Origin of the sequence: Paenibacillus selenitireducens (assembly GCF_002021565.1) — a bacterium.
Lineage (GTDB): Bacteria > Bacillota > Bacilli > Paenibacillales > Paenibacillaceae > Paenibacillus_K > Paenibacillus_K selenitireducens.
On the sequence record NZ_MSZX01000008.1, the window covers coordinates 115183 to 138116 of the forward strand.

Here is a 22934-nt window from a genome sequence, read left to right on the forward strand (position 1 = left end):
TTCATCGTCATTTATTTGCGATGCAAAAGTTCACGTTGCGTACGATATTCTAACGGTGAGATCCCTTCCATCTCCCGAAACACGCGCGTAAAATGCTTCACGTTCTCAAAGCCGACCTTGGCGCTGACCTCATAGACTTTGAAATCCGTTGTCTCCAGCAATTCTTTTCCTTTGGCCATCCGAAGCTTCCGCAGGTAACCAACAAAGCTTTCACCGGTATATTCCTTAAAGGCTTGGCTGAAATAGCTATAATTTAAGGAAACATAATTAGACACCATCGCCATATTCAGATCTTGGTCATAATGGTCCTGAATGTACTGTAATGCCCGCTGCATTTCCTTGCGGCCATTATGCACTGATCGCACTTGCCCCACATAATCATTCAAACGTTGCAGCAAGCTTTTTACATTGTGGTAATAGTCCTGATAATGATCGAAATTATAGATGTTCCCTACCAGCTTGTAGAGCCGAAGAATCTCGATCGACTCCTCTCCATAGACATGGCATACTTTATCGAACACCAGTTCATTCAACGCGTGGCTAATCCCTTCTAGATAACCGATCTCATAGTGAGCAATTCGCTTCATATCCAACACATAGACCAGTAAGCGCATCATCTCGGCATCGCGGCCCGTTCCCAGCATATTCGCGATTTTCCTCACTTCATCAAGTGGCAGCTCATAATCTGCATTCTTCATCTGAACGGCATGATAATGAATAGCTCCCGAGCCATGTTGCACCATGAAGTAATTCAAGGCTTTTCCGGCTTGCGCATATCCTTCCCGAATATATTCCACCCTTTCTAGCCTTTCGCTTATCCCAATCCGGAACGTATAGAAATGATCGTGTGACATCTGACTGGTGACATGTTCAAGCACCTCTAGCTGGCTCGAAAGCATGACAACCTTGCCGTTCTTATCATCAAAACGGGTGCAATGCGCATCGCATGCACATCTCAATAAACAATCCATTTTGGAACCCATGTGAATCCGTTGGTCCGGTTGCCCGTTCTCCGAGATTTTAATCAATCCGACATAAAACCCCTGATCCATCCAATCGAGTCCGACCTTCAATAATCGTTCACGAATTTCATCCGATGTCACCTGATCATTCATAAGAACATAATTCAATTGACCCTCCGCATATTCTTCCTTCATGAGTTGGGAACGGACAAGCTGTTCTTGGATCGCCTTTTTCTGGGTTAATTCGGTCTCCAAGCGATTCAGCACTTGGAATAGTTCATCCCGCACGATTGGCTTAAGCAAATATTCCTTCACTTCACACCGGATCGCTTCTTTGGCATATTGAAATTCATCATATCCACTAAGTATAATGATAGCGGGCTTATTCTCGCGGTCCTGCAGCTGATTAATGAGGGAAATCCCATCCATCACAGGCATACGAATGTCAGTAATCAACATCTCTATCGCTTCATTCTCTACGATATTAAGTGCCTCTTCTCCATCACTGGCAAAATAAAAAACGTATTGACCCGAGAATTGCCGATCAATCATGGATTTGAGACCTAACCGAATGTTCTTCTCGTCATCGACGATCAGTAGTTTGCGCATGGGCAGATAGACCTCCTGACAACATGAAATAAGGCAGCGACATGGTCACGAGCGTACTGCTTCCTTCCTTGCTCTCCACCCGAATCCCATAGTCTTTCCCATAAAACATCGATATGCGTTGGTTCACATTGCGAAGTCCAATTCCTGATCCTTCTTGATACGATTCCGTAATATGATCGCCTATGTTTTGGTAGTCCGCTTCATCCATCTGAATCTTCTGGTTCAAATCCGATAACTTGCGGCTTGACATGCCAATGCCGTCATCCTCAATTTCGATCATCATATCCTCAAGCTCCGTATAAGCGCGGATTGTAATGGTCATCTTTGGTTTCTGCGTTTGTTCGAGCCGCATGCCATGTTTCACGGCATTCTCTATGATCGGCTGCAACGACATTTTCAGAACTTCTTGATCCAAATAAGCGGCGGGTATATCCAAGACTAGCTCCAGCCGATGGTCGTATCGAATATTCATAATGGCGATGTAATTGCGGATATGTCCGATTTCATCCTTCAAGCGCACATGATGGCTAGTCCATTTCAGACTATAACGCATCATGCCGCCAAGCGACGTCAGCGCGTCGGAAATCGTATACTGCGCTTCGATTTCCGCCATCATTTTCAAATTTTCCAGTGTATTATAGAGAAAATGCGAATCGATTTGATTTTTGAGCGATTTTAGCTCTGCTTCCTTCGCTGTTGCTTGGCGGTTAACCGCATCGACGATGAGCTTGTTAATTTGCTTCAATAGCTGTCGGAAGTGGTGCGCGAGCTCTCCGACCTCATCCGTCCCGCGAATTTGAATATCTACCTGGAAATCACCATTCCGCACTTTTTTCATCGATTCCCGCAAGATCTTCAGCTTTTTCAAAATTAACGAATGTAGAAAATAGGAACTTAATGAAAGAATAGCAATCAGGAAAAATGTCGCGAGAATAATTTTATTTCGTATTTTGCTGATGTCGGATATGGTGTTTTTTAACGAAACCACGTTGACAATGTATACATCCAGACGTTCAATGTAGCTAGAAATCAACAAGAAAGGCTGCCCTTGTATCGTAATCGAGATACTTTTGCCAGATACATACGGATGCATGCTAAATTGTCTTGAGATTTCAGCAGGTGCTGCCAGCTTGAATAAATCCGCTTGATCATTGGTATAGGTATTGCCATCACGGCTAATAATCATCATCTGCGAGTCCCGATCCTGAATAAGACTAAAGGTCTTCGTGAAGAAATTTTTGAGCTCCATATTCACTTCCAAAATACCGTTATGACTGTTATCCAACTTCATAAATTCCCGAAGAAGAGACACGTATAACGAGGTGCGGTTAAAATCAGGGGATACCGTAACCAGTGCATCCGTATCGCTCCGGTTCACTTCCCACCATACAATTCCGCCTTGGTGCATCACTTTCGGATACCAATATTTGTTGACGATGCGACGTTCATTGAAGATCACCGGCCAGAACTCCGATACATTCGGATTGTCTGTGAATATGCGGATATTCGCAATGTTCGGGTTGTTGAACAGGAAGTATTGAAACGTGCTGAACGTCTTCATTCGTAAATCGATGAGACTCTTTACATCCGGCTCTTCCGTACTTTGTAAGTAATCATTAATTTCACTATTGGAAAGCGACAATTGGGCCGTTCGTTCCATGATATCCATATTATTCAGAATATTAGATTTCTCGATATCCAAAATATATTGATTTTTCCTGGTAATATCTTTAATCGTATTTAAGTAGACATCGTGGAACAAATACCACGATAAGAGGATGATTGGAATTAAGATGATCAGAATAAACGAAATGATCAGCTTCACCCGGATCGACATACTACCTATATAATCTGACATTCTCGTTCCCCAGGTTTGAATCCCGTTAATCATGATGATCACTTCCAGCCTATGATGATCATTAGCCCAGGTCTTCGCGGTTCGCGAAAGCCCAGGCCAATGTAATACGCTATGACGTTCTTATTTCTTCAAAGCTTCCAGCTTCTGAATATTTTTCTCGTATGCTTGTTGACGGAAGGCATCGATTTTATCAATTCCTGCAGCAGCACGGTCTTTCACGAATTTATTAAAGATGTCATCAAATTCGGCATCAGATTTAGCAAGTAACATCTTCGGCAGAGCTTTTCCCCAGTTACGTGCAATTTTGCTACCTGAAATTCCTTCCTCCGATGTACTTGAAGGATCTAAATTATCGAATTCAGACATACTGATCGCCTTGCCGCGCGTCCATTCTTCCATTTGCTTCTGCGGATCAACGCTCGGCGAAGCCCATTGCAGGTTCATATTCGTATCCATCAGCATCCAATATGTAAAGGACGCACCATACTTTTGGTCGAACGCATTACGATCTTTGTTGAGTAAATTTACGACTTCCGGTAAGAAGTGATCTTTTCCGTCGATTGTATCGTACGTCACGCCTTTTTCTCCAAGGAATAGATCTTTGTTGCCTTCTTCACTTAGCAGATAACTTAAAAATTGAACGGCGCGTGCTTTATCCTTCACGTCTTTCGAAATGAGCGTCAATGTCCAACCCGAGATGCCTGGACCAGATAGCGTCGGCGCTTCTTTCTTCGAGTTCGCAGGTCCATTCACCGCGATGTAAGCTGTATTCGGATCTTTTTGATAGAGAGCGGTATTCTGGGCTGCAAAATCCGATCTTTGGTACAACATCGCGAAATAACGGCCTTGCGCAATTTTTTCTTCCATTTGCGGACGCTTATCAATATATACATCCTTCGCGATTAAGCCCAATTCATTGGCCTTACGGAACGTCTTCAACCAACTAACATAATCCGGATCTGTTCTACGATCATATAGTTTGCCGTCTTTTTGCTGCGGAATAGCCAAAAAGTTCTGGAGATACCCTTCAAGCGAGTAGTTGCCTGTCTCTGTAAACTCATGCAAGCCTAGTGGAATCAACGGCTGCCCGTTAACATCCGGGAACTTCTCTTTGGCCAATTGCAATGCTTTCAGGAACCCCTCCGGCGTGCTCATATCCGGGCTTCCAATGGCTTCATACATATCCTTGCGCACTTCAAAGGTTTGGTTCGAGAAAAAATTCTCACCATATTTCTTGTAATCCTCTGGTGAAGATGACGCATTCGGATAGCCGTATACGTTGCCATCATCGTTCTTATACCAACCTAACTTCGCAGGATCAGCCACTTTATAGAAATACGGGTCATACTTGTCCGCAAGTTCATTTAGTGGAAGTACAAGCTTGCCTGCTACCATTTTCTTGACTGCTTCTTCATACCAGCCCAGCGTAATAAAGTCTGGAAGCTTGCCTGAGGCGATCATGGTATTCAACTTCTCATTTTCGTTGCCTGCCGGGACGATAAAGTTAACCTTTACGCCTGTCTTCTTCGTCACATACGTGCTTGTGGCATCGTCTGCCCATTTCTTATTGAACCAAGAAAAATTCATGTACCAATCGAATGTAATCGGATTTGCCGCCGCAGCTTTCCAGCCCGGTTCATCCGCATTCAATGTCGGAGCCGGTGTCGCGGCTTCCGCTTCTTTGGCAGGTGCAGGCGCCGTGGCCTCCTGTTTGCTATTCGAGCATGCGGCCATCGTAAACACCATGAGCAATGTCAACAACATAACAACAAATTTTCGTGATGTATTCATACGTATCCCCTTTTCTCGTATTCGTATTATTATCTATTAACAATTCTGGCATATAGCCCTTATTGGTAGAGGACATATGCGAGACTGATAACCAAGATTAGCCCTTAATGGCACCTAACATGAATCCTTTGACAAAATACTTCTGCAGGAACGGATACACGAACACGATCGGGGCCGTGGTCACGACCATGGTGGCTAACTTCAGCGATTGCGAGGTGACCGTAACCGCTACGCCGCTAGGCATCGCAGCAAGCATTTGGTTCGAACTGGATTGCGCCACGACGCGGTACAGATACGTCTGAATCGGCTGCATATCGGTATCATTGATGTAGATCATCCCCGTGAAATAATCGTTCCATTGATAGACCCCGTGGAATAAGGCAATCGTCGCGATAACAGGCATGGAAGAAGGGATAATGACACTCCAGAAAATCCGGAAATCATTGGCCCCGTCAATCTTAGCAGCCTCCTCCAATGCCTCCGGGATCTCACGGAAGAACGTGAGGAAGATAATAAGATCGAAGAAGCTGAACATCGCAGGAATAATATAGACCCAGAAGCTATCCAGAAGACCTAAATCACGAATCAACAAGTAATAGGGAATCAACCCGCCGCCAAAAAACATCGTAATTGTCCCGATCACCATATACAGTTGTCGGCCAATCAGTTCTTTGCGAGATACGGCATACGCAACCATCGCGGTAAAAAATACGTGGACGACGGTCCCCACAACGGTCTTCGCTACAGTGACCCCCATCGCGGTCATAATCCCGCTGCTATTGAACACCGCACGAAAGCTCTCCAGACTGAATTGTCTTGGCCACCAGTAGATTCCGCCGCGCATGGCATCTGACCCATCATTGAACGCATTGACAATGACATACCAAATGGGATACAGCGTAATAAAACAAATACATAACATAATTACATTGTTAACCACATCGAATACCGCATCTGAAGCGGTTTGTCGTTTGGTCGAGAACATGGAGGCCACCGCCTTTGTTAGAATAGGGATGTATTATTGAGTTTTTTCGTCACATAATTGGCTCCCAGCAGCAAGATCAGCGCAATGACCGACTTAATCAACCCCACCGCGGTCGCGTAGGAGTATCGAGCGGATAACAATCCCGTCTGATAGACATAGAAATCAATAACATTGCTCGATGTTTCATTTAATGAATTGCGTAGAACTAGAATTTGGTCGAAGTTCGAATTTAGAATGCCGCTGATCGCTAGAATGAAGAGAATGGATATGGTTCCTTTGATGGAGGGAAGCGTAATGTTCCAGATCTTCTGGAACCGCCCTGCACCGTCGATCGTTGCTGCTTCATAATACTCCGGCGATACGCTGGAAATGGCAGCAAGATAGATGATGGCAGACCACCCAAGCTCTTTCCAAATATCCGAAGCCACAATAATGGTCCAGAAATACTTCGGCTCAGCCAAATATGTAATCGGCTCCTGAATAAGGTTCAAACCCATCAGGATCTTATTGATCACCCCTACGTCAGCAAGCCACGTCGCCATAATTCCGCCTAAGATGACCCAAGATAAAAAGTGCGGTAAGTAGGAAATCGTCTGAATGGATTTCTTGAATATGACCGACTTCACTTCATTCAGGAATAAAGCAAAGATAATCGGAAGCGGAAATCCTATGATCAGTCTCAACAAACTCATCCCCAGCGTGTTCTTAATGACATAAGGCAGGTTCTCATCTTCAAGGAAAGCCTTGAAATGCTCAAGCCCTACCCATGGTGCTTGGGAAATGGAACTGATAATATCAAAATCCTTGAATGCAATAATAATTCCGTACATGGGGATGTAGTTAAATATGACCATCCAAGCCACGCCCAACAAGGCCATAACTTGCAAATAACGCTGTCCATAGAACTTTCGGAACCATTTCATCCGTACCTCACTGCTGCTTCGGGCACTTACCACATGCCCCACCTCCTATGGTCTCTCTATTGTTGTAAGCCCTTACAAATAATATTGTAGAGGTAGATAAGTGCACTGAATAGGTACCATATTTTAGATAAAGGTTCATTATTTTAGGAACTTGGGCATTTCGGGTTATACTTGAATACATCATCTTCGGACAGATGTATAAGGAGGTTTTCCCTTGTTCTTCGTTAACGACCTATCCTATTATCAAAATCAAATCGCTTCGCTCCCCTCCCATTCACCACTGACCAAACTGGATCTATTTACAAATGACTTTCTTCTCTATACCTGGAATCAACTATCGCTGTACTACTCGCCGCATAACGAATGGTTGAACGAAGGGGCAAAAGTCGTCATTGTTGGCATTACGCCGGGCTGGACGCAAATGGAGATCGCTTATAGAACAACGCGAGATTTACTGATTCGAGGCACTCCTCTGATCGATGTCGCGCGCCAAGCCAAGCAGGCAGCTCGATTTGCCGGCACCATGAGAAATCACCTTATTCAGATGCTAAATCAATTGGAGCTGCACCGCTGGTTAGGATTACGTTCGTCAGAGGAGCTGTTCGAATCGGATTTACTTCATACGACATCATTCATCAAGTATCCTTTATTCGTCCAAGGCAAGAACTACACCGGGCACACGCCGCCGCTAAGCAAAATCCCTGAGCTTCACACGTTCGCCATGACATCATTTGTCGATGAATTATCAAGGATAATGGGGAAGCCTCTGATCATTCCGTTAGGGAAATCTGTGGAAGCCTTCCTCCTTGAGATTGTTCATCAAGATCGTCTGGATCCAGACCAATGTCTCTGGCACTTCCCGCATCCCTCCGGCGCGAATGGCAATCGAACCCGGCAATTTGCCGAACACTTTCAGCAATATCGGGACATGTTAGAAGCTTATTTCAAGAAGGGGTGAGGGTTGCGCGCAGCGGTACTGGTGGCCGTGCTTAACCCATATACCTACCAATAAGGATAATCCCATCCAAGCTTCTTCGCACCTTAACGGTTACAGTGAAAAGGCCAACCCGATTGGGTTGACCTGATGACACGTAAGCTATTTTCCCTATAACGATCTAATTATAATGCCCGTAAATCCAACCAACGAATTTCCGCAGGTGTTAAGACGAGTTCCGTCGCTTCCAAGCAGGACTTGAGTTCCGCATCGTTCCGAGGACCGATAATGGCTCCCGTCGGGAACGATTGATTCAAGACGTAGGCAAGCGCAATTTGAATGGTCGTGACGCCTTTCTCGGCTGCTAGCTGCTCGGCGCGGTGATACCGCTCCCAGTTCTCATCATTGTAGAACACGCGAACGAGATCTTCATTCGATCGGTCATCCCGCGTAAATCGTCCCGTGAAGAAGCCCCTTGCCTGTGCAGACCACGAAAGCAGAGGTAGTTCCGAACGCTCATGCCATGCCAAGGATTCCTCATCAAGACTGATGCAATTCGCCCAATAAGGTTCGATGGCTTTCGCTAAGCTCAGGTTCGGACTGCTGAAAGAAAACCCGCGCAGCCCATGATCTTCCGCGTAGCAATTCGCTTCTTCAAGACGCGCCGTTGTCCAGTTGGATGCACCAAAGATCCCAATTCGCCCCGCTTCTACATGCTCATTCAGAGCTTCTAGAATCGCTCCAACCGGCACACTCGTATCATCGCGATGAAGGGCATACAGATCGGTTCGATCCGTGCGCAACCGATCCAAGCTGATCATCAGCTCCTCATGAATCGCCGCTTTGTTCACTCTTGACCCATCTTCGTTCGGATGAGCCCCTTTTGTCCAAATATTGATCTGGTCCCGATTTTTTCGCTCTTCGATCCACATGCCTATCGCTTGTTCGCTCTTTCCGCCGCAATAGATAAAAGCCGTATCAATCGTATTCCCGCCAATCGCTGCATAACCATCCAGTACCCTGCAAACCTCTTCGAACGTCTCCGGGGTGAAAAAATCTGAACCCATGATTAATGATGATACATCATTTTTCAGTCCTGCAAAGGATAGACTCTTCAACTCATTCATCTCCTCTAGATTCGAATACGTTGATGCGTGTAAGCGGATTCAAGACAAGCGTCAATGACTTTCATATTGGCTACGGCATCGTCAGGGCCAAATCTAGCCGATTCTTCCCCCCATACGGTGCGAGCGAAATGATCTGCTTGAAGCGCATACGTATTGAACGTCTCTTGCTTCTCTTCCCGCTTCCCTTCGTTCGTATGTACATAGAAGTTCGGATCGCCAATAAAGGCGGATGGCACTTCGATACGCCCATTGGTGCCAACAATTTCTAATGTATTCCGAAATGCTGCCCACATCCCACAATCGAACGTTAAGCCCACGCTGTTATCAAATTCGATGATCCCCGAAGCCATCATGTCAACATGATCATGCTCTGGAGATATCAGTGCGTGAACCGTAGCGGCTTCCGGCTCGCTTCCCAGAATCAACCGGGCTGCGCTAATCGGATAACAGCCTACGTCATAGATTGAGCCACCGCCCCAATCTTTACGGTACCTCACATTGTTCTTATCGGCGTGGTTATTAAAAGTAAAAGTCCCGTGAATCCCGCGCACCTCACCGATTTCTCCGGACGCAATAATGTCCTTGATTCGATCGTACCGGGGATGGTAACGGTACATGAATGCTTCCGCGAGATGTTTTCCCGTGCTGCGGCTTACTTCCAGCATTCTCGCAGCCTCTCCCGCATTCAACGCAAGCGGCTTCTCGCACAGGACATGCTTGCCGGCTTCCATCGCACGAATCGACCATTCCATGTGCAGATGATTCGGCAAAGGAATGTACACGGCATCCAAATTCGGATCCGCCAGCAATTCTTCATAACTCCCGTAAGCCTTTGGAATTTCCAGCTTCTCAGCGGTTTCTTGAGCTTTACGCAAATCTCGGCTAGCAATCGCCGATACGACACTTGTTGCGGATTGCTTAATTCCCGGTATCACCGATCCTACGGCAATTCCCGCACAACCTACAACTCCGAAACGCAAAGGATGATTCGTCATGGGACACCTGCTTTCAAAAGTTTCCATTTGAGGTTAACGAGTACACAGATAATATAATTCAAATTGATTCCAGGATCAATGCCAAAAATTTAAATCCTACTCATCATCGATGAATATGAATAGAACCGTATTCGTTACTTATTCTACCGAAATATAATTTTTTCCATTTTAGTATGGATATTGTATTAAACCAATGGTAAAATCTTCTTAATATTTTTTCCTACTATTTGAGTGGGGATTATGGACAAGAACATAGAAAGGAGGATACCCGCCCAACAAGCGATCCCCCTCAAATAACGAGAAAATATGTTACCTCAATTTATATTAAATGGAGGAATTTATTTGAACAAACATCTATTATCTCGTAAACTATCACTCCTTATGCTCGCGCTTGGTCTGACCCTTGGTACCCTTCCAAGTATCGCGTCAGCCTCAAACTCAACTTATCTTCAATTACCTCAGGATGCACGATCTCTCGCAGATCCGTCAGACGAAACCATTATTTCTCCACAAATCAACACCACATCATCCAATAAAGTCCGCGTCATCGTTCAACTTACCGGTCAACCTGCAGCCGTGGGCAAATATGCAGCCAAACAAGGGATACGATCACTAGCCGCTACAGCAACTGAACCTGCAGTTAATGCCGAGCAGTCCAGTTTTCTCCGTAAGGTTACGAACCAACATATCGATTTACAAGTCAATTACCAATACAACACCGTACTTAATGGATTCGAAGTCACGATCCCTGCTAACGAAATCCCGGAGCTTGCCCAAATTGAAGGCGTAAAATCCATTCAGGAGAACCATATTTGGTACCCTATTCCAATTGAATCCTCCGAATCTGAGGAGACAGGAAACTATGAGAGCAGTCCTCTGAAACAAATCGGAGCCATTGACGCCTGGAAAAACGGATATACGGGAGCCGGTCTCAAGGTTGGTGTTATCGATACAGGTGTTGATTACACCCATCCAGACATCGCTCCTGCATATAAAGGCGGATACGATTCATTCTATCGCGACAGCGATCCTTATGAAGAAGTCCCTCTTACCCCCGAAGAAGATGTAGAGTATGGAACTGGATACGAAGGAACTTACCACGGTACACATGTTGCTGGAACGATCATTGGCCGGTTCGCCAATAAGACAAGTGATATCGTGCAAAAGGGGGTTGCTTACGGAGCAGATCTATATGCGTATAAAGTACTGGGCCGAGACATCGATAGACCGGATAAATCTTCAGGAACGTCAGCACAGGTCATCGACGGAATTGAACGTGCCGTCAAAGACGGAATGGATGTCATTAACCTGTCACTTGGCTCTGATTCCGAAAAAGACGTAAACTCCCCGGATGCGGTCGCTATCAACAATGCCGTTCTATCGGGCGTCGTAGCTGTTATCGCGAACGGAAATGCAGGCCCGGGTTCATCCAGCATGGGATCGCCAGCTACCTCTCAGCTCGCCATTGCCGTGGGAGCGGTAACCAGCGAAACTAAATATTTTACCGGACACTTAACCCCGGAATTAGTTCACAATGATGGATCCGTAACCTCGGCTACATATGCTACTTATGGAAATTTTAACGTTATGGCATGGGAGACCGCACAAGAAGATTTCCATTCCATATTAGGGGATGATCCCCACGAAGTCGTCTACGTAGGACTCGGAGGCGATTCCGACTATATCGGTAAAAACGCTGAAGGCAAAATCGTTCTTGCCTCCCGCGGCAGCTATGCTTTTATAGACAAAATTGCCGCAGCCAAGGCGCATGGTGCCAAAGCCATTGTCATCTTTAACGGAAATGCTGATCCAAGCAATCCTACGCAAGCAGATCTTAGCGAATATGTAAACGGTCGGGATGGGCTGTATGGCGGTAATCTTGGGGATAGTTTCGACTTTATTCCTACCGTTGATCTGGCTGGAAAGGAAGGACGCGCCTTAGCTAGAGCACTTATACAAAATCCAGAAACCCGATTACAGTTTACATTTCCAAGTTCCTATCCAGATCACCTTATCCCCGGCGACAAGTTAGCTGATTTCTCTTCATGGGGTCCAAATGCAGATGCTAATCTGAGCATTAAACCGGATATTGCCGCACCAGGCGTTAACATCCTATCCACTTGGCCTGCTTATGGCAAAGGAAAACCTGAAACTTCGTATGACAAAGCTTACAACCGCATTAGCGGAACAAGCATGGCAACGCCGCACGTTGCCGGATTAGCTCTCTTATTAAAGCAGGCGCACCCGAACTGGTCTCCGTTTGACATTCGCGCTGCCCTAGCTAATACCGCCGATGGGATCGTAGATGATGACGGGGATAGATATGACGTCTACCAGCAAGGAGCTGGACGAGCGAATGTGGCAAGCGCCCTCAAAACCCCAGCCCTGCTTCAAGCCCTTGAACCGATTACGATCCTCGATAAAAACTTTAACCCGCAATCGGTCATGAACTATAATTCTTCTACGAGTTTTGGTGTCGTCGCTCCAGGTACACCGCAACAAATCAAAAATCTACAATTAAAAAATACAGGAAACAACGACGTAACCTATACAACACGTGTAGATTGGTACTCCAAGCACGACGGGATTGAAGCTGCATTAGATCATGAGACTTTGACTGCTAACGCTGGCAGAACATCTACGTTGCAACTCAAGCTGAATGTCGGCACCGCTGCAGAAGAAGCCTTCTATGAAGGACAAATTACGCTAGAAAGCTCGGGACTCCCTACGCTGCATTTGCCTTTCGTCGTGTACGTCGGTCAAGAACAACCAGCCAACGGATTTGGAATACAGGAGCTGTACGTAACGAATAGTGTTGTATATCCGAATCGAACTACCCAATCTTCAACCGATCTATCCTTCAAACTGACAGCAGATGACACCAATTTATTAGAAATTGATGTCGTGGATTTGAATGATGCAACAATAGGGTACTTTACAAGTCAGACAACAAAAGATTTAACGAATGAACGGTTTGAGCCCGGCAAGTACGTAGTTCAAAATCTAAATAACAAATACTACCCTTATGACGAAGAGGGCAACCCCATTTTGAACGAAAAAGGAGAACCTACTTCCGCTTACTTAAAAGACGGAATCTATAAAATTCTCGTTTATGCTGCCCAATTGAATAGTAAGGGCCAAATCGTAAAAGACAAGAACGGACAAAAAATTGAGTACTCTGGGGTGATCTCCTATCGCGTAGATAACTCTTCCAGCAATACTGGAGGTACTGGCGGCCCTAGTGGTGGAGGTTCTAGTGTAATCATTCCCCCAACGAATCCATCCACACCAGCCGTAACAGACGCAGCGAAGGCTGTGATCGAACAAGGCCTGAAACAAATCGTGGTTGCTTCAAAATCAACCGGCACGAACGCTGCATTAACGGCAACCATTGCCGACAATGACCTTAAAACTGCCATTGCTTCAGCTTCTACCTCACCTGCAGCAATCGTAGTTCCAGTAACATCAAATAAAGATGCAAATGTTACAATTACTTTTACCGCAGATCAAATCAAACAATTCACATCCCTTCCATCTCAGAGCTCTTTGGTCATCCAAGTTGGAGGATCAGCGATATCCATACCTGCCAGTTTGTTAGCGAAAGCACCAGCGAATAATGACATTGAACTTGCGATCCACCCAGCAGCTAATCAAGCTGCAGCATTCTTAAGCAAAGTAGCCGGTTCTACCGTCATCGGAACGCCGGTTTCCTTTGAAGCCAATTGGGTTAAAGATACGATTCGCACCGCAGTTCCAGTACCTAGCGATACCTTTATCAAAAGAGCTTTCACCCTTCCTGGCAGCATTGAAGCGAATTCAGCTGGCGTATTGTTCGAGGAGAACGGAATCATTACACCCGTAGCTTCTATATTCCAGAAACAAAAAGACAATACGACGATCGTAACTGTCAGTCGTCCTGGATTCTCTGTCTATGCGGCCGTGAATCGTGCGGTGAAATTCGATGATATTGAAGCTTCCTGGGCGGCATCCCATATCACAGCATTGGCGAATAAACTCATTATTAACGGGACGAACGAAACAACATTCTCGCCAAAAACCCATCTAACACGCGCAGCATTCACCTCTCTGCTCGTTCGCTCCCTAGGGCTGCGTTCAAGCAAGACAACGACTTCCTTTACAGATGTTAAATCATCGGATTGGTATGCTAACGATGTTGCTGCTGCCTTTGCATCCGGCTTAATTCAAGGGAAAGACAGCCAAACTTTTGCACCTAACGACAACGTAACACGTCAGGAATTAACCGTAATTCTGGACCGCGCATTACAATTAACAGGCGTAAAACTTAAACCTAGCACGCCATCGCTCCATGCTTACGCAGATAACGATAAAATCGCAGCCTATGCGAAAGACAGTGTCAGCGCCTTATCCGCAGCAGGCATCATTCGTGGCGATACGAGTGACGACGGATCCCTGTTCCATCCTCAAGCCGCAACCACACGTGAAACTGCCGCCGCTGCGCTGCATCAATTATTAAAGAAAGCGAATCTTACAGATTAATTGAACAACAATAAAGAACACCGATTCAAATTTTATTGTACTAAGCGATTAAGCCGGAAAATCAACAGACGCTGGAAAACACCAAAGGTGTTTCCGGCGTCTGTTGTTTTTAGGGAAATTTGAAAATTCATTATCTTGCTTTTTCATTTATTTTAATTTTTTTCCGAATCGCTTGTGCTCCTAACAAAATCAATGGAAGCAACAGTCCATACATCGAGCCATACGGTAGCCATGCTTCTCTGTTATACTGACTCGAATGAAGCACATTAGGATGTATTATTAAGGAAAACACAATCATTATTATCCCTAGAGGCATAATAATTGATCGGTGATCTTTTAAATTAAAGATTTGCGTAAGGCCTATTACAGAAGCATAAAAATAAATTGCCGTCCTAAAATAAATCGTGATAAACCACATTCCGGCCATTATTGCTTCAATTCGTATAAAATTACCTGTGTTTATCTTTTTGGCTAATACAAAGCTTTAAAATTGCTCTTGACTTCTTTTTTTCCATAATACATGAGGAGGAACTTTAAGCTTCTTTTATTTGCGTTCCACCGTATATCCCTTATCCTCCAACAACTTGATAACCCCATGCTCGCCCAGGTAATGCGCAGCCCCGACGACGATGAAATACTCTGCCTTTTTATCGCTCTTGAGGTAACCATCGATTTTATCCGCCATGCCAATGTTACGGTCGATCAGCATAGCCTTGTTGTACTCCGCATCCCCCGCCATGCTGTTCGTCAGCTCCAGCAGCGCTTTGTCATCGCCTTGTTTCCACATATCCGCCATGTTGTCCACAGTATCATTCAGGACGTCGAAATTGTCCAATGCCGCGTTCAGGTTTTTCTCCTGCAGCTCCTTCGAGAAGTGATCGAACATGCTCAACTGGGATTCATAAGATTCCAGCTCCAGGACAGGAATTTTGCGCTCCATGGCTTTTTGAATGAAATATAGATCAATGCCTTCCGTTGCCTCGTATCCAGCCTTGATCGCTTTCAGACTGCCGAGCGTCGTCTCCGCAACCCACGGCTTGAAAGCATCCAGCGCGTCCGGCTTCATGCCGTTCTTCTTCAGGATCTCCTCCACTTTCGCGTAGGTCTCCTTGGATACGTGATCCTTCAGGGTGGTGCCGTCCTGGTACATGCCGATATTCATGATCAGTTGCTGCTGCTCTTTGTCCGCCGCCTTACTCAGGTCAATCTCGACGCCCAGATAGTCCGCTTCGGCAAAAGCTTGCTCGAACTCCGCACGAAGCGGATAGAAGCTGTCGTCCGCGATATGCATCGAGCCGACCAGGTACACCGTGTTCCCGCTATGTTTCACTTCCCACATAAAGCCCCGGGCGCCGGCTTGTGTCGTTTTCGAGAGCAAAAGCACAGTGCGGGTGCTTTGATCCCAATAGACCTCATACCCGGCGGCTTCGCCCACGGTCCGGACCGGAACGTAAGTCACGCCGTTGATCAGTTTGGTCTTGCTGCTTAGCGTGATCTTCCGATCCCCCGCAACGGCATGGATGGTGCCGTCCTTCACGTCGGTCAGTTTCACGTTCAGGGCTTGCAGCGTCGATCTCAGCGGAACCATCGTGACTCCCTGATCGATGATCGGAGCGCTGGAAGCAAATCCAATGTTTTCGTCATTGACCTTCAGAGCCGGTGTCTGCGGAGCAGCCATGGCCGGGGCTGCGGCCATCAGCATGCCTGCCGAAATCATCAGTGCCAAGAGCGATTTTTTCCAATTTTTCATGTGTATTCCCCTTTTCTATTGATGTATGTATTGTTCGCCTTTGCATCCCTGGATCCGGCATGCAAAGGCTTTGCCTGTATTAATTCTTACTTCTCCGCCGTTTAGATCTTATACGCCTTCATCGCTTTTCTTAACTCTTTCCACGAAGGACGCTTACCGTACATCAATACGCCTGTGCGATAGATTTTCGCCGAAATCCAACCGCAGATAAAGATCGATACGAGCAAGATGGCGATTGACAACCAAATTTCCCAATAAGCTACTTGACCAAGACCTACACGAAGGATCATGGCGGTCGGCGACGTGAATGGCACGAACGAAGCGACTTTAACAAGCATGGTGTCTGGTGAACTAATACTGAACATACTAATATAGAAGGCAATCAGAGAAATAATCGTAATTGGCATCACCGCCTGACCCAACTCTTCTGTACGGCTCACCATGGAACCAACAGCTGCGAATAGCACCGCGAACAAGAAGTATCCTAGAATATAGAAAAGTAGGCCATAGACTAGCAACATCGGGTCGATTTGCGTCAAATCGATATTGTATTGCTGGAAGATCGCCGCGTTGTGCGGCAGGCTCATATTCACAACAACCGCTGCAATAAAGACGGCGATTTGCGATATTCCGACCAATAGCATTCCTATGACTTTGCCGAACATCTGGGATAACGGGCTCACGCTCGTAATAAGGATCTCCATGATCCGGGAGCTTTTCTCTGCCGTTACCTCCGCTGCAATCATATTCCCTGTCATATACGCGGTCATGAAGGACAAGAATAAAAGAGCATATACAGCAATGAAGGCTACGCCGCGTTGGTCATCCGTTTTATTCGTACCTGCACTTCCGCTATCCACAACAATCTGCTCTGTATTCATGGCAACAGGAGCTAACAAGGCTTTCTTCTGTTCTTCTGTCAACGTATCCTTAACGATCATTTCGGTCTTCACTGTCGTTAACGCGCTCTCCAGCGAGTTCATAATCCCGCTCATCATCGAGATGCTGCCTGCTTTGTAGACAAAACTCGGGAACGAGGCATTCTCTTTATTTTCAATAACTAAGTAGGCCGTGATTGCTTTGGAAGCAAGATCCGACTTCAATTTTGCCTCGTCGTCTGCTGCATTCCCCGTCGATTCGTAGCGTTTGATCGCTAAATATGGTTTGGTCTGCTTCGCATAATAATGCTCAAGCCCTTCCGTTACGCCTGCTTGATCTTGAACCACGCCGATGGTGATATCGGTTGGACTCGCGCTATTATCGCCTTTGAACATATCGATGAAATAAAGACTATTCACGCCTGCACTCACTAGCAACACCAAGATAATCGTCGTGACAATAAATGATTTCGTTTTGACTTTATTCTTAAAGGTAAAGCCTACAATCGTTTTTAAATTATTCATGACGCTCACCCACCGCCTTAATAAAGATTTGATTTAATGTCGGTTCTACGATTTCAAATCGCTGCACCGTGCTCTGCTGCATTGCCGTTGTTAAGATTTGCTGCGCCGCTTGCTCATTCGCAATGCCGATCCGGTACCCTATTTCCGTACGATCTACGCTCGTCACGCCTGGGATGCCATCTAACCCATTCACAGCACCCTCTGTACCCAATACGACTTGTTCTCGAGGATAATTCCGCTTGATATCCTTCAAATTCCCTTGGAGCACCGTATTCGAGCGATGAAGAATCGTAACGTTCTGGCATAACTCCTCAACATGTTCCATGCGATGTGTGGAGAACAGAATACTTGCCCCTTCATCACGTACTTCTTTCACTGTTTCCTTCAGAAGCTCTACGTTCACGGGATCCAGTCCGCTAAACGCTTCATCCATAATTATAATTTGCGGTCTATGAATAACAGCCGCGATAAATTGCATCTTCTGTTGGTTCCCTTTGGACAATTCTTCAATCTTCTTATCGTAATACTCCGGTACGTTGAAGCGATCTAGCCAATACTTCAGACTTTGATCCGCATCTTTACGTGTCATCCCGCGCAATTGCGCTAAGTAGATGAGCTGTTCGTTAATCTTTACCTTTGGGTATAATCCGCGCTCCTCCGGCAAATATCCCATCTTGGAGTTCAACTCTTGACTGTACGCTTTACCGTTATAAAAGATGTTCCCTTGATCCGGATAGATCAGGCCCAACACCATCCGCATCGTTGTTGTTTTCCCTGCACCGTTCGCACCGAGCAAACCATAGATTTCTCCGCGGCCCACTTCGATATTGATTTGATTGACCGCTCTCTTATCCCCGTATTCTTTAACCACTTGTTCCAATTTTAATGGATTCATTTGCTAATACCCTCCCCATAATAATCGATCATTTCTTAATGGCAGACCGTTGAATTAAGTGCATAAAAATCTCATCCAGCTCCATCATCGCCGTACGTACAACCTTCCACCCGCGTTGCTGCAAGGCTTGCTCTGTTGCAGTTACATTTAACGTTACAATCTTAACGACATTCGTTCGTTCATCCTCGCGGGCAATCACGCCAGGAAGCTCATGATTCAAATCTGTTCCCCAGTCCGGTATTTCCACCCAAAGCGTCTTACAATCATCCAACAATTGATCCTTCTCGAACATTCCGAGCAGCTTTCCTTTATGCATAAATACAACATAATCTGCTAATCGTTTGATTTCTTCGACAATGTGAGAAGCTAATAACACGGTGCGATCCCCACGATTCATATAGTCTTTGATTTCATCCATCATCATCTTCCAAGCAAAAGGGTCTAAGCCTGACGATGGTTCATCCAAAATCAACATATCCGGTTCATGGGCAATCCCAAGAATAATCTCGCATTTGCGGCGCATGCCCTTCGACATTTTATTGAACTTTTGTTTGGGATTGATCTCGAATAATCGAACTAACCGCTCATATAATCCTTGATTCCAGGAAGGATACCAATGTCTCGTAAAGGCTGCGATTCGTTCTAATGTCTCACCGTCCTGCTCTGACCAAGACTTCTCCGGCACATAGCCGATATTCTGCTTCAGCTGCCATTGATGTTCCCCAGCTATCTTATGATCAAATAGTTCAATCGATCCCCCGTCAGGATGCACAACTTGCATGATCATGTTAATCAACGTGCTTTTCCCCGATCCATTCGATCCTACAATGGCTGTGACATACCCGCTCGGGATATCCAGATCGAGGGGCCCCAATTGCAGGGAGCCTCGATCCTTCGTAACACCTTTCACTCGTACAACCGATTCTTCCATACACTCACCCCATCTATTAATTACAGCTTCACGCTATTTAATCTCTTTGAATTTCTCATCCAGCACTTCGGAAAAGATCGTCTTCAAATCTTCCTTCGTGCATTGAATTCGCATGCCTACATCTACGGCTGCTTCCATCGCTTCTACCACGGCATCCCTACGGTGCCGATCTCGCTCATCCGAACCTACCTTAGCAACGAATGTACCTGTACCTTGCTTGGTACGAAGCAGTCCTTCGGATTCTAAATCTTGATATACCCTTCTCACCGTTATCACGCTGCATTTCAGATCACTGGCAAACTCCCGTATGGACGGCAGTAGCGTTCCTTCTTCCACTTGACCGCTTAGGATCAAGGAACGAAGCTGAACTTCAATTTGATGATACAAGGGTTCAGCACTATTTTCATTAATTTGTATAGGGACCCACAATCTTATCACCTCTCTTCATCTTCATGATGACTTCTATTCCGTATCCTATTGGAACTACATTAAATCCCGATATGCTAAACGATGTCTTACCGCGATGAAGGAGGCATATAAACTAATAGCCCCAACCACCCATACGACCAACGGTGTAAGGATAGGCATCGTGTTCGTCATTTCTAATGATGACCGCATTACACTCCAGTTCAACATCTTGCATCCAATGGAAAAGGCAATCGTAACAGCCATGAATATACATGTAAAGAGCAAATATTGCTTGCCGCTAGCGGATAGTTCTACATAAATGTAAAGTCCAGAGATGATCAATCCGTATCCCATCCAAGTTAATGAAAAACTAGCGAACATCGACAGTGATAATTGAAATTTTAACCCGTCAATCATGAGATATTGGACAACGAAGAAGATACAACCGTTAATCAACATGGCGACAATCAACTGCAATATTCTTCCCGTCATGATCGCATTGAACGAAATGGGCATACATCGCATTCTCGCAAGGCTTGTCGTATAGGAGTCTTCACGAATGTAATTCATGGATTTCCTTGTATAAATAAATCCCAGCACCGGGATGATCGATAAGAAGAAAAAATCTTGAAAAACATATTCACTACCATTCTTCGACGTTTCCGTGAAAAGGTCACCTGTTATTGCTGTCCCAAAAAAACTAAAATATCCAATCATGATGAGCGATATGAAGTACTTATACCGTAACCCTCCATATTCTGCTTTCACGAGAAACCATGCATCCCTCATCAATTGCACGATAATCATCCTTTCACTGTGCTCTTACACATTTCAATTTCATTCCAGTGTTTATACTGTATATATCTTTATACACAGTATATAGTGTGCTTATTCCTTTGTCAACAACTTCCATGAAAAAAATAAAAAAGCCGCTCATCCCTTGTCCCACAAGGAATGACCGACTTTTACACTTCCCTATATTCACAAATTAGAATCCAAAAATAGCATCAATTACAGGCTTCGTATGACCACCTGGGTATAGAATGTATAGCAGGATATACACAGCTGCACCTGTAATAGCTGTAAAGAACCAAATGACCGCAGTTACTCTGCCCCATTTGCGATGCTTCGCAAAACGCTCTTTGAACGCTAGAGTCAATGTGGTTAGACCGAATACAGCTGCTACCGTCGCGAGCACAATGTGGAAGATCAAGAAGATGTGGTAATACAACTTCAAATCATCCGGGCCGCCCCATGCGGTATTCCCCACAAAGATCGTTCGAGACATATAAATAATGAAGAACAGCAGCGCTGCAATTGCGCCAGCGATCATCGTCTTCTTATGAGCCTCACGTTTGCCTTTGATAATCTGAGCCCATCCGATCGCCACTAGAATGGCACTAATCACGATGAAGCTTGTACTAATCGTCGGAAAAATCATAAAAATGTCCATGGTAAACCCCCGTTCTCATCCTTCAATCTTATGCCTTATTCCAATTCCCAGGTCCTGTGATCGGCAATTCATCAAAATCATCATCACGACCCTCGCGTCTCACCCAATGGAAGAATGTATAGGCAAGTACAGAACCATTGACCGCTTCTTGAATTAACTTCATCATAATGCCACCCACTTGTTGATCCTGTGCAGGGTCTAGGATACCGAAGAATGTCGGCCCATCGAACTGCTGCAATAAAATCGACGGATCACCTGAGAAGCAATACCCCATCGCTTCTGCCCATAAGCTTGCATCGTTATATGTAGCGTACATCGGTGTTGATGCAAAGATAATTAAAGCACAGGCTGGTGTAATTAAGATGCTGTTCACAAAAATATAGGCCATCTTCCGTACATCTTGCATTTTTCCTACATCGGGAATCGGCGTAAGAATTGGCCACCACATCATCATGGAGGTAATTAATAATACCACATAATAGATTCGATGGACCATAAAATGAAGCATGACATAATCGTGAACGGCTGGTACGTGGTATAGCGAGAACAACGCATTGAATAGAACGGCTGTAAATATCGGATGCATTAAAAACTTCATTTTACGCAGTACTTTAAAGTTCAATAACGTCTTCCACAGTCCTGTCGGGATCCCCAACATAATGAGGGGTGGCGCGATGATATAAGATAATGCCATCATGAGCATATGGAAGCTGAACATCAAATGACTTAGGAAGTTAACCGGCCCTCCATGAGCCAGGTATAATAGTACCATCCCGCTGACAAACAGAATTTTCTGAGGAATGGTTGCTTTTGTATTTTCTTTAAACTTGGATCGAAACGGTCCTACTGCTAGAAAATAAACAACCGTCAATACAATCATGAATACCATAAACCAAGGACTCCATAAATCTGAGAAGCTGAAATATTGTAAGCCTAGCATTCCTTGATCCCTCCTTATTCAAGTAGAAACGGCTTCGCCGTTCCTACAATGAACGGAAGCCTTAGAAAAACCTCTCCTCCGAGGCCCTTCAAAAAAAGAGGGGGCAACGAAGTGCCCTCCTCTCGAATGTTTACCACCAAACCCAATATAGCGCCATAACAATACAAGTGAAGGCGATCAACGCACCACCGAATAGGAAAATGATCGGCATTAAGTGTCCACGATCTTTCATATGCATCCAGTACGCCAATTGAATAATAACTTGCAGTACTGCCATAACGATAAGGATGATGTAGGTAAATGTTTTGTTGACCTCACTCGACATCACGGCCGCAAATGCGATTAACGTGAGTACGATCGAGAAGATAAACGCAACAATGTGTTTACCTGGCCCCTCTTGACGGTGCCGATGTTTTGCAGATTGATCGGAAGCAGAATGTTCAGATACCATT

The 22934-nt window shown here is 45.3% G+C and carries 19 protein-coding genes; 2 read left to right on the forward strand and 17 right to left on the reverse strand.

What is annotated here, in order from left to right; all coding sequences use genetic code 11:
- Nucleotides 1–11: 11 nt before the first annotated feature.
- The 5 genes from BVG16_RS19890 to BVG16_RS19910 all read right to left on the reverse strand — a co-directional run bounded on the left by BVG16_RS19890 (nt 12) and on the right by BVG16_RS19910 (nt 7128).
- Entirely contained in the window at nt 12–1571 is a 1560-nt protein-coding gene (locus tag BVG16_RS19890; RefSeq protein WP_078500860.1) for a response regulator, read from the reverse strand.
- Nucleotides 1546–3462 carry a sensor histidine kinase gene (locus BVG16_RS19895; protein ID WP_233147108.1) on the reverse strand — a complete coding sequence of 639 codons (1917 nt, stop codon included), beginning with the start codon at nt 3460–3462 and terminating at the stop codon, nt 1546–1548. Before BVG16_RS19895 ends, BVG16_RS19890 begins: the two co-directional genes overlap by 26 nt.
- 87 nt (nt 3463–3549) lie before the next feature.
- Nucleotides 3550–5220: a type 2 periplasmic-binding domain-containing protein gene (locus tag BVG16_RS19900; protein ID WP_078500862.1), complete on the reverse strand. Its 1671-nt coding sequence runs from the start codon at nt 5218–5220 to the stop codon at nt 3550–3552.
- 97 nt (nt 5221–5317) lie between these two features.
- On the reverse strand, nt 5318–6205 hold the full coding sequence (locus BVG16_RS19905) for a carbohydrate ABC transporter permease (protein ID WP_078500864.1): 888 nt from the start codon (nt 6203–6205) through the stop codon (nt 5318–5320).
- Between the two features lie 17 nt (nt 6206–6222).
- Nucleotides 6223–7128 (reverse strand): ABC transporter permease, encoded by a 906-nt coding sequence (locus BVG16_RS19910; protein ID WP_078501143.1) that lies wholly within the window; start codon nt 7126–7128, stop codon nt 6223–6225.
- Between the two features lie 214 nt (nt 7129–7342).
- Here BVG16_RS19910 and BVG16_RS19915 point away from each other — a divergent pair, with 214 nt between their 5' ends.
- On the forward strand, nt 7343–8086 hold the full coding sequence (locus BVG16_RS19915; RefSeq protein WP_078500866.1) for a uracil-DNA glycosylase family protein: 744 nt from the start codon (nt 7343–7345) through the stop codon (nt 8084–8086).
- A 161-nt stretch (nt 8087–8247) separates the two neighbouring features.
- On the opposite strand, the gene BVG16_RS19920 is transcribed toward BVG16_RS19915, so the two are convergent.
- Complete coding sequence (locus tag BVG16_RS19920; protein WP_078500867.1) at nt 8248–9180, reverse strand: aldo/keto reductase; 933 nt, start codon at nt 9178–9180, stop codon at nt 8248–8250.
- A gap of 14 nt (nt 9181–9194) precedes the next feature.
- Nucleotides 9195–10184, reverse strand: coding sequence for a Gfo/Idh/MocA family protein (locus tag BVG16_RS19925; protein ID WP_078500869.1), 990 nt, complete (start codon nt 10182–10184; stop codon nt 9195–9197).
- A 342-nt stretch (nt 10185–10526) separates the two neighbouring features.
- On the opposite strand from BVG16_RS19925, the gene BVG16_RS19930 reads away from it, so the two are divergent.
- The gene (locus BVG16_RS19930) at nt 10527–14702 is read left to right on the forward strand and encodes a S8 family serine peptidase (protein WP_078500871.1); all 4176 of its coding nucleotides are present in this window, start codon (nt 10527–10529) and stop codon (nt 14700–14702) included.
- A 130-nt stretch (nt 14703–14832) separates the two neighbouring features.
- Here the strand turns inward: BVG16_RS19930 and BVG16_RS34045 are convergent, their stop codons facing one another.
- The 10 genes from BVG16_RS34045 to BVG16_RS19980 all read right to left on the reverse strand — a co-directional run bounded on the left by BVG16_RS34045 (nt 14833) and on the right by BVG16_RS19980 (nt 22933).
- On the reverse strand, nt 14833–15165 hold the full coding sequence (locus BVG16_RS34045; RefSeq protein WP_408635360.1) for a GerAB/ArcD/ProY family transporter: 333 nt from the start codon (nt 15163–15165) through the stop codon (nt 14833–14835).
- A gap of 81 nt (nt 15166–15246) precedes the next feature.
- On the reverse strand, nt 15247–16452 hold the full coding sequence (locus BVG16_RS19940) for a TraB/GumN family protein (protein WP_078500874.1): 1206 nt from the start codon (nt 16450–16452) through the stop codon (nt 15247–15249).
- A gap of 101 nt (nt 16453–16553) precedes the next feature.
- Entirely contained in the window at nt 16554–17855 is a 1302-nt protein-coding gene (locus tag BVG16_RS19945) for an ABC transporter permease (RefSeq protein ID WP_078500876.1), read from the reverse strand.
- Nucleotides 17848–18750 carry an ABC transporter ATP-binding protein gene (locus BVG16_RS19950; RefSeq protein WP_078500878.1) on the reverse strand — a complete coding sequence of 301 codons (903 nt, stop codon included), beginning with the start codon at nt 18748–18750 and terminating at the stop codon, nt 17848–17850. The genes BVG16_RS19945 and BVG16_RS19950 overlap by 8 nt, the downstream gene beginning before the upstream one ends.
- 28 nt (nt 18751–18778) lie before the next feature.
- Nucleotides 18779–19681: an ABC transporter ATP-binding protein gene (locus BVG16_RS19955; protein ID WP_078500880.1), complete on the reverse strand. Its 903-nt coding sequence runs from the start codon at nt 19679–19681 to the stop codon at nt 18779–18781.
- Between the two features lie 33 nt (nt 19682–19714).
- On the reverse strand, nt 19715–20110 hold the full coding sequence (locus BVG16_RS19960; protein WP_078500882.1) for a GntR family transcriptional regulator: 396 nt from the start codon (nt 20108–20110) through the stop codon (nt 19715–19717).
- A 54-nt stretch (nt 20111–20164) separates the two neighbouring features.
- Nucleotides 20165–20887 (reverse strand): hypothetical protein, encoded by a 723-nt coding sequence (locus tag BVG16_RS19965; protein ID WP_144027426.1) that lies wholly within the window; start codon nt 20885–20887, stop codon nt 20165–20167.
- 190 nt (nt 20888–21077) lie between these two features.
- On the reverse strand, nt 21078–21542 hold the full coding sequence (locus tag BVG16_RS19970) for a DUF420 domain-containing protein (RefSeq protein ID WP_078500885.1): 465 nt from the start codon (nt 21540–21542) through the stop codon (nt 21078–21080).
- Nucleotides 21543–21570: 28 nt separating this feature from the next.
- Nucleotides 21571–22482, reverse strand: coding sequence for a cytochrome c oxidase assembly factor CtaG (gene ctaG / locus BVG16_RS19975; protein WP_078500887.1), 912 nt, complete (start codon nt 22480–22482; stop codon nt 21571–21573).
- A 130-nt stretch (nt 22483–22612) separates the two neighbouring features.
- The gene (locus BVG16_RS19980; protein ID WP_078500889.1) at nt 22613–22933 is read right to left on the reverse strand and encodes a cytochrome C oxidase subunit IV family protein; all 321 of its coding nucleotides are present in this window, start codon (nt 22931–22933) and stop codon (nt 22613–22615) included.
- Between the last annotated feature and the right edge of the window lies 1 nt (nt 22934).

Excerpts from the sequence above, each read along its gene's own strand:
- BVG16_RS19890 (WP_078500860.1), bottom strand. The coding sequence starts at position 1,571 with ATGCGCAAACTACTGATCGTCGATGACGAGAAGAACATTCGGTTAGGT.
- BVG16_RS19895 (WP_233147108.1), bottom strand. The coding sequence starts at position 3,462 with ATGATTAACGGGATTCAAACCTGGGGAACGAGAATGTCAGATTATATA.
- BVG16_RS19900 (WP_078500862.1), bottom strand. The coding sequence starts at position 5,220 with ATGAATACATCACGAAAATTTGTTGTTATGTTGTTGACATTGCTCATG.
- BVG16_RS19905 (WP_078500864.1), bottom strand. The coding sequence starts at position 6,205 with ATGTTCTCGACCAAACGACAAACCGCTTCAGATGCGGTATTCGATGTG.
- BVG16_RS19910 (WP_078501143.1), bottom strand. The coding sequence starts at position 7,128 with ATGAAATGGTTCCGAAAGTTCTATGGACAGCGTTATTTGCAAGTTATG.
- BVG16_RS19925 (WP_078500869.1), bottom strand. The coding sequence starts at position 10,184 with ATGACGAATCATCCTTTGCGTTTCGGAGTTGTAGGTTGTGCGGGAATT.
- BVG16_RS19940 (WP_078500874.1), bottom strand. The coding sequence starts at position 16,452 with ATGAAAAATTGGAAAAAATCGCTCTTGGCACTGATGATTTCGGCAGGC.
- BVG16_RS19945 (WP_078500876.1), bottom strand. The coding sequence starts at position 17,855 with ATGAATAATTTAAAAACGATTGTAGGCTTTACCTTTAAGAATAAAGTC.
- BVG16_RS19950 (WP_078500878.1), bottom strand. The coding sequence starts at position 18,750 with ATGAATCCATTAAAATTGGAACAAGTGGTTAAAGAATACGGGGATAAG.
- BVG16_RS19955 (WP_078500880.1), bottom strand. The coding sequence starts at position 19,681 with ATGGAAGAATCGGTTGTACGAGTGAAAGGTGTTACGAAGGATCGAGGC.
- BVG16_RS19970 (WP_078500885.1), bottom strand. The coding sequence starts at position 21,542 with ATGGACATTTTTATGATTTTTCCGACGATTAGTACAAGCTTCATCGTG.
- ctaG (WP_078500887.1), bottom strand. The coding sequence starts at position 22,482 with ATGCTAGGCTTACAATATTTCAGCTTCTCAGATTTATGGAGTCCTTGG.
- BVG16_RS19980 (WP_078500889.1), bottom strand. The coding sequence starts at position 22,933 with ATGGTATCTGAACATTCTGCTTCCGATCAATCTGCAAAACATCGGCAC.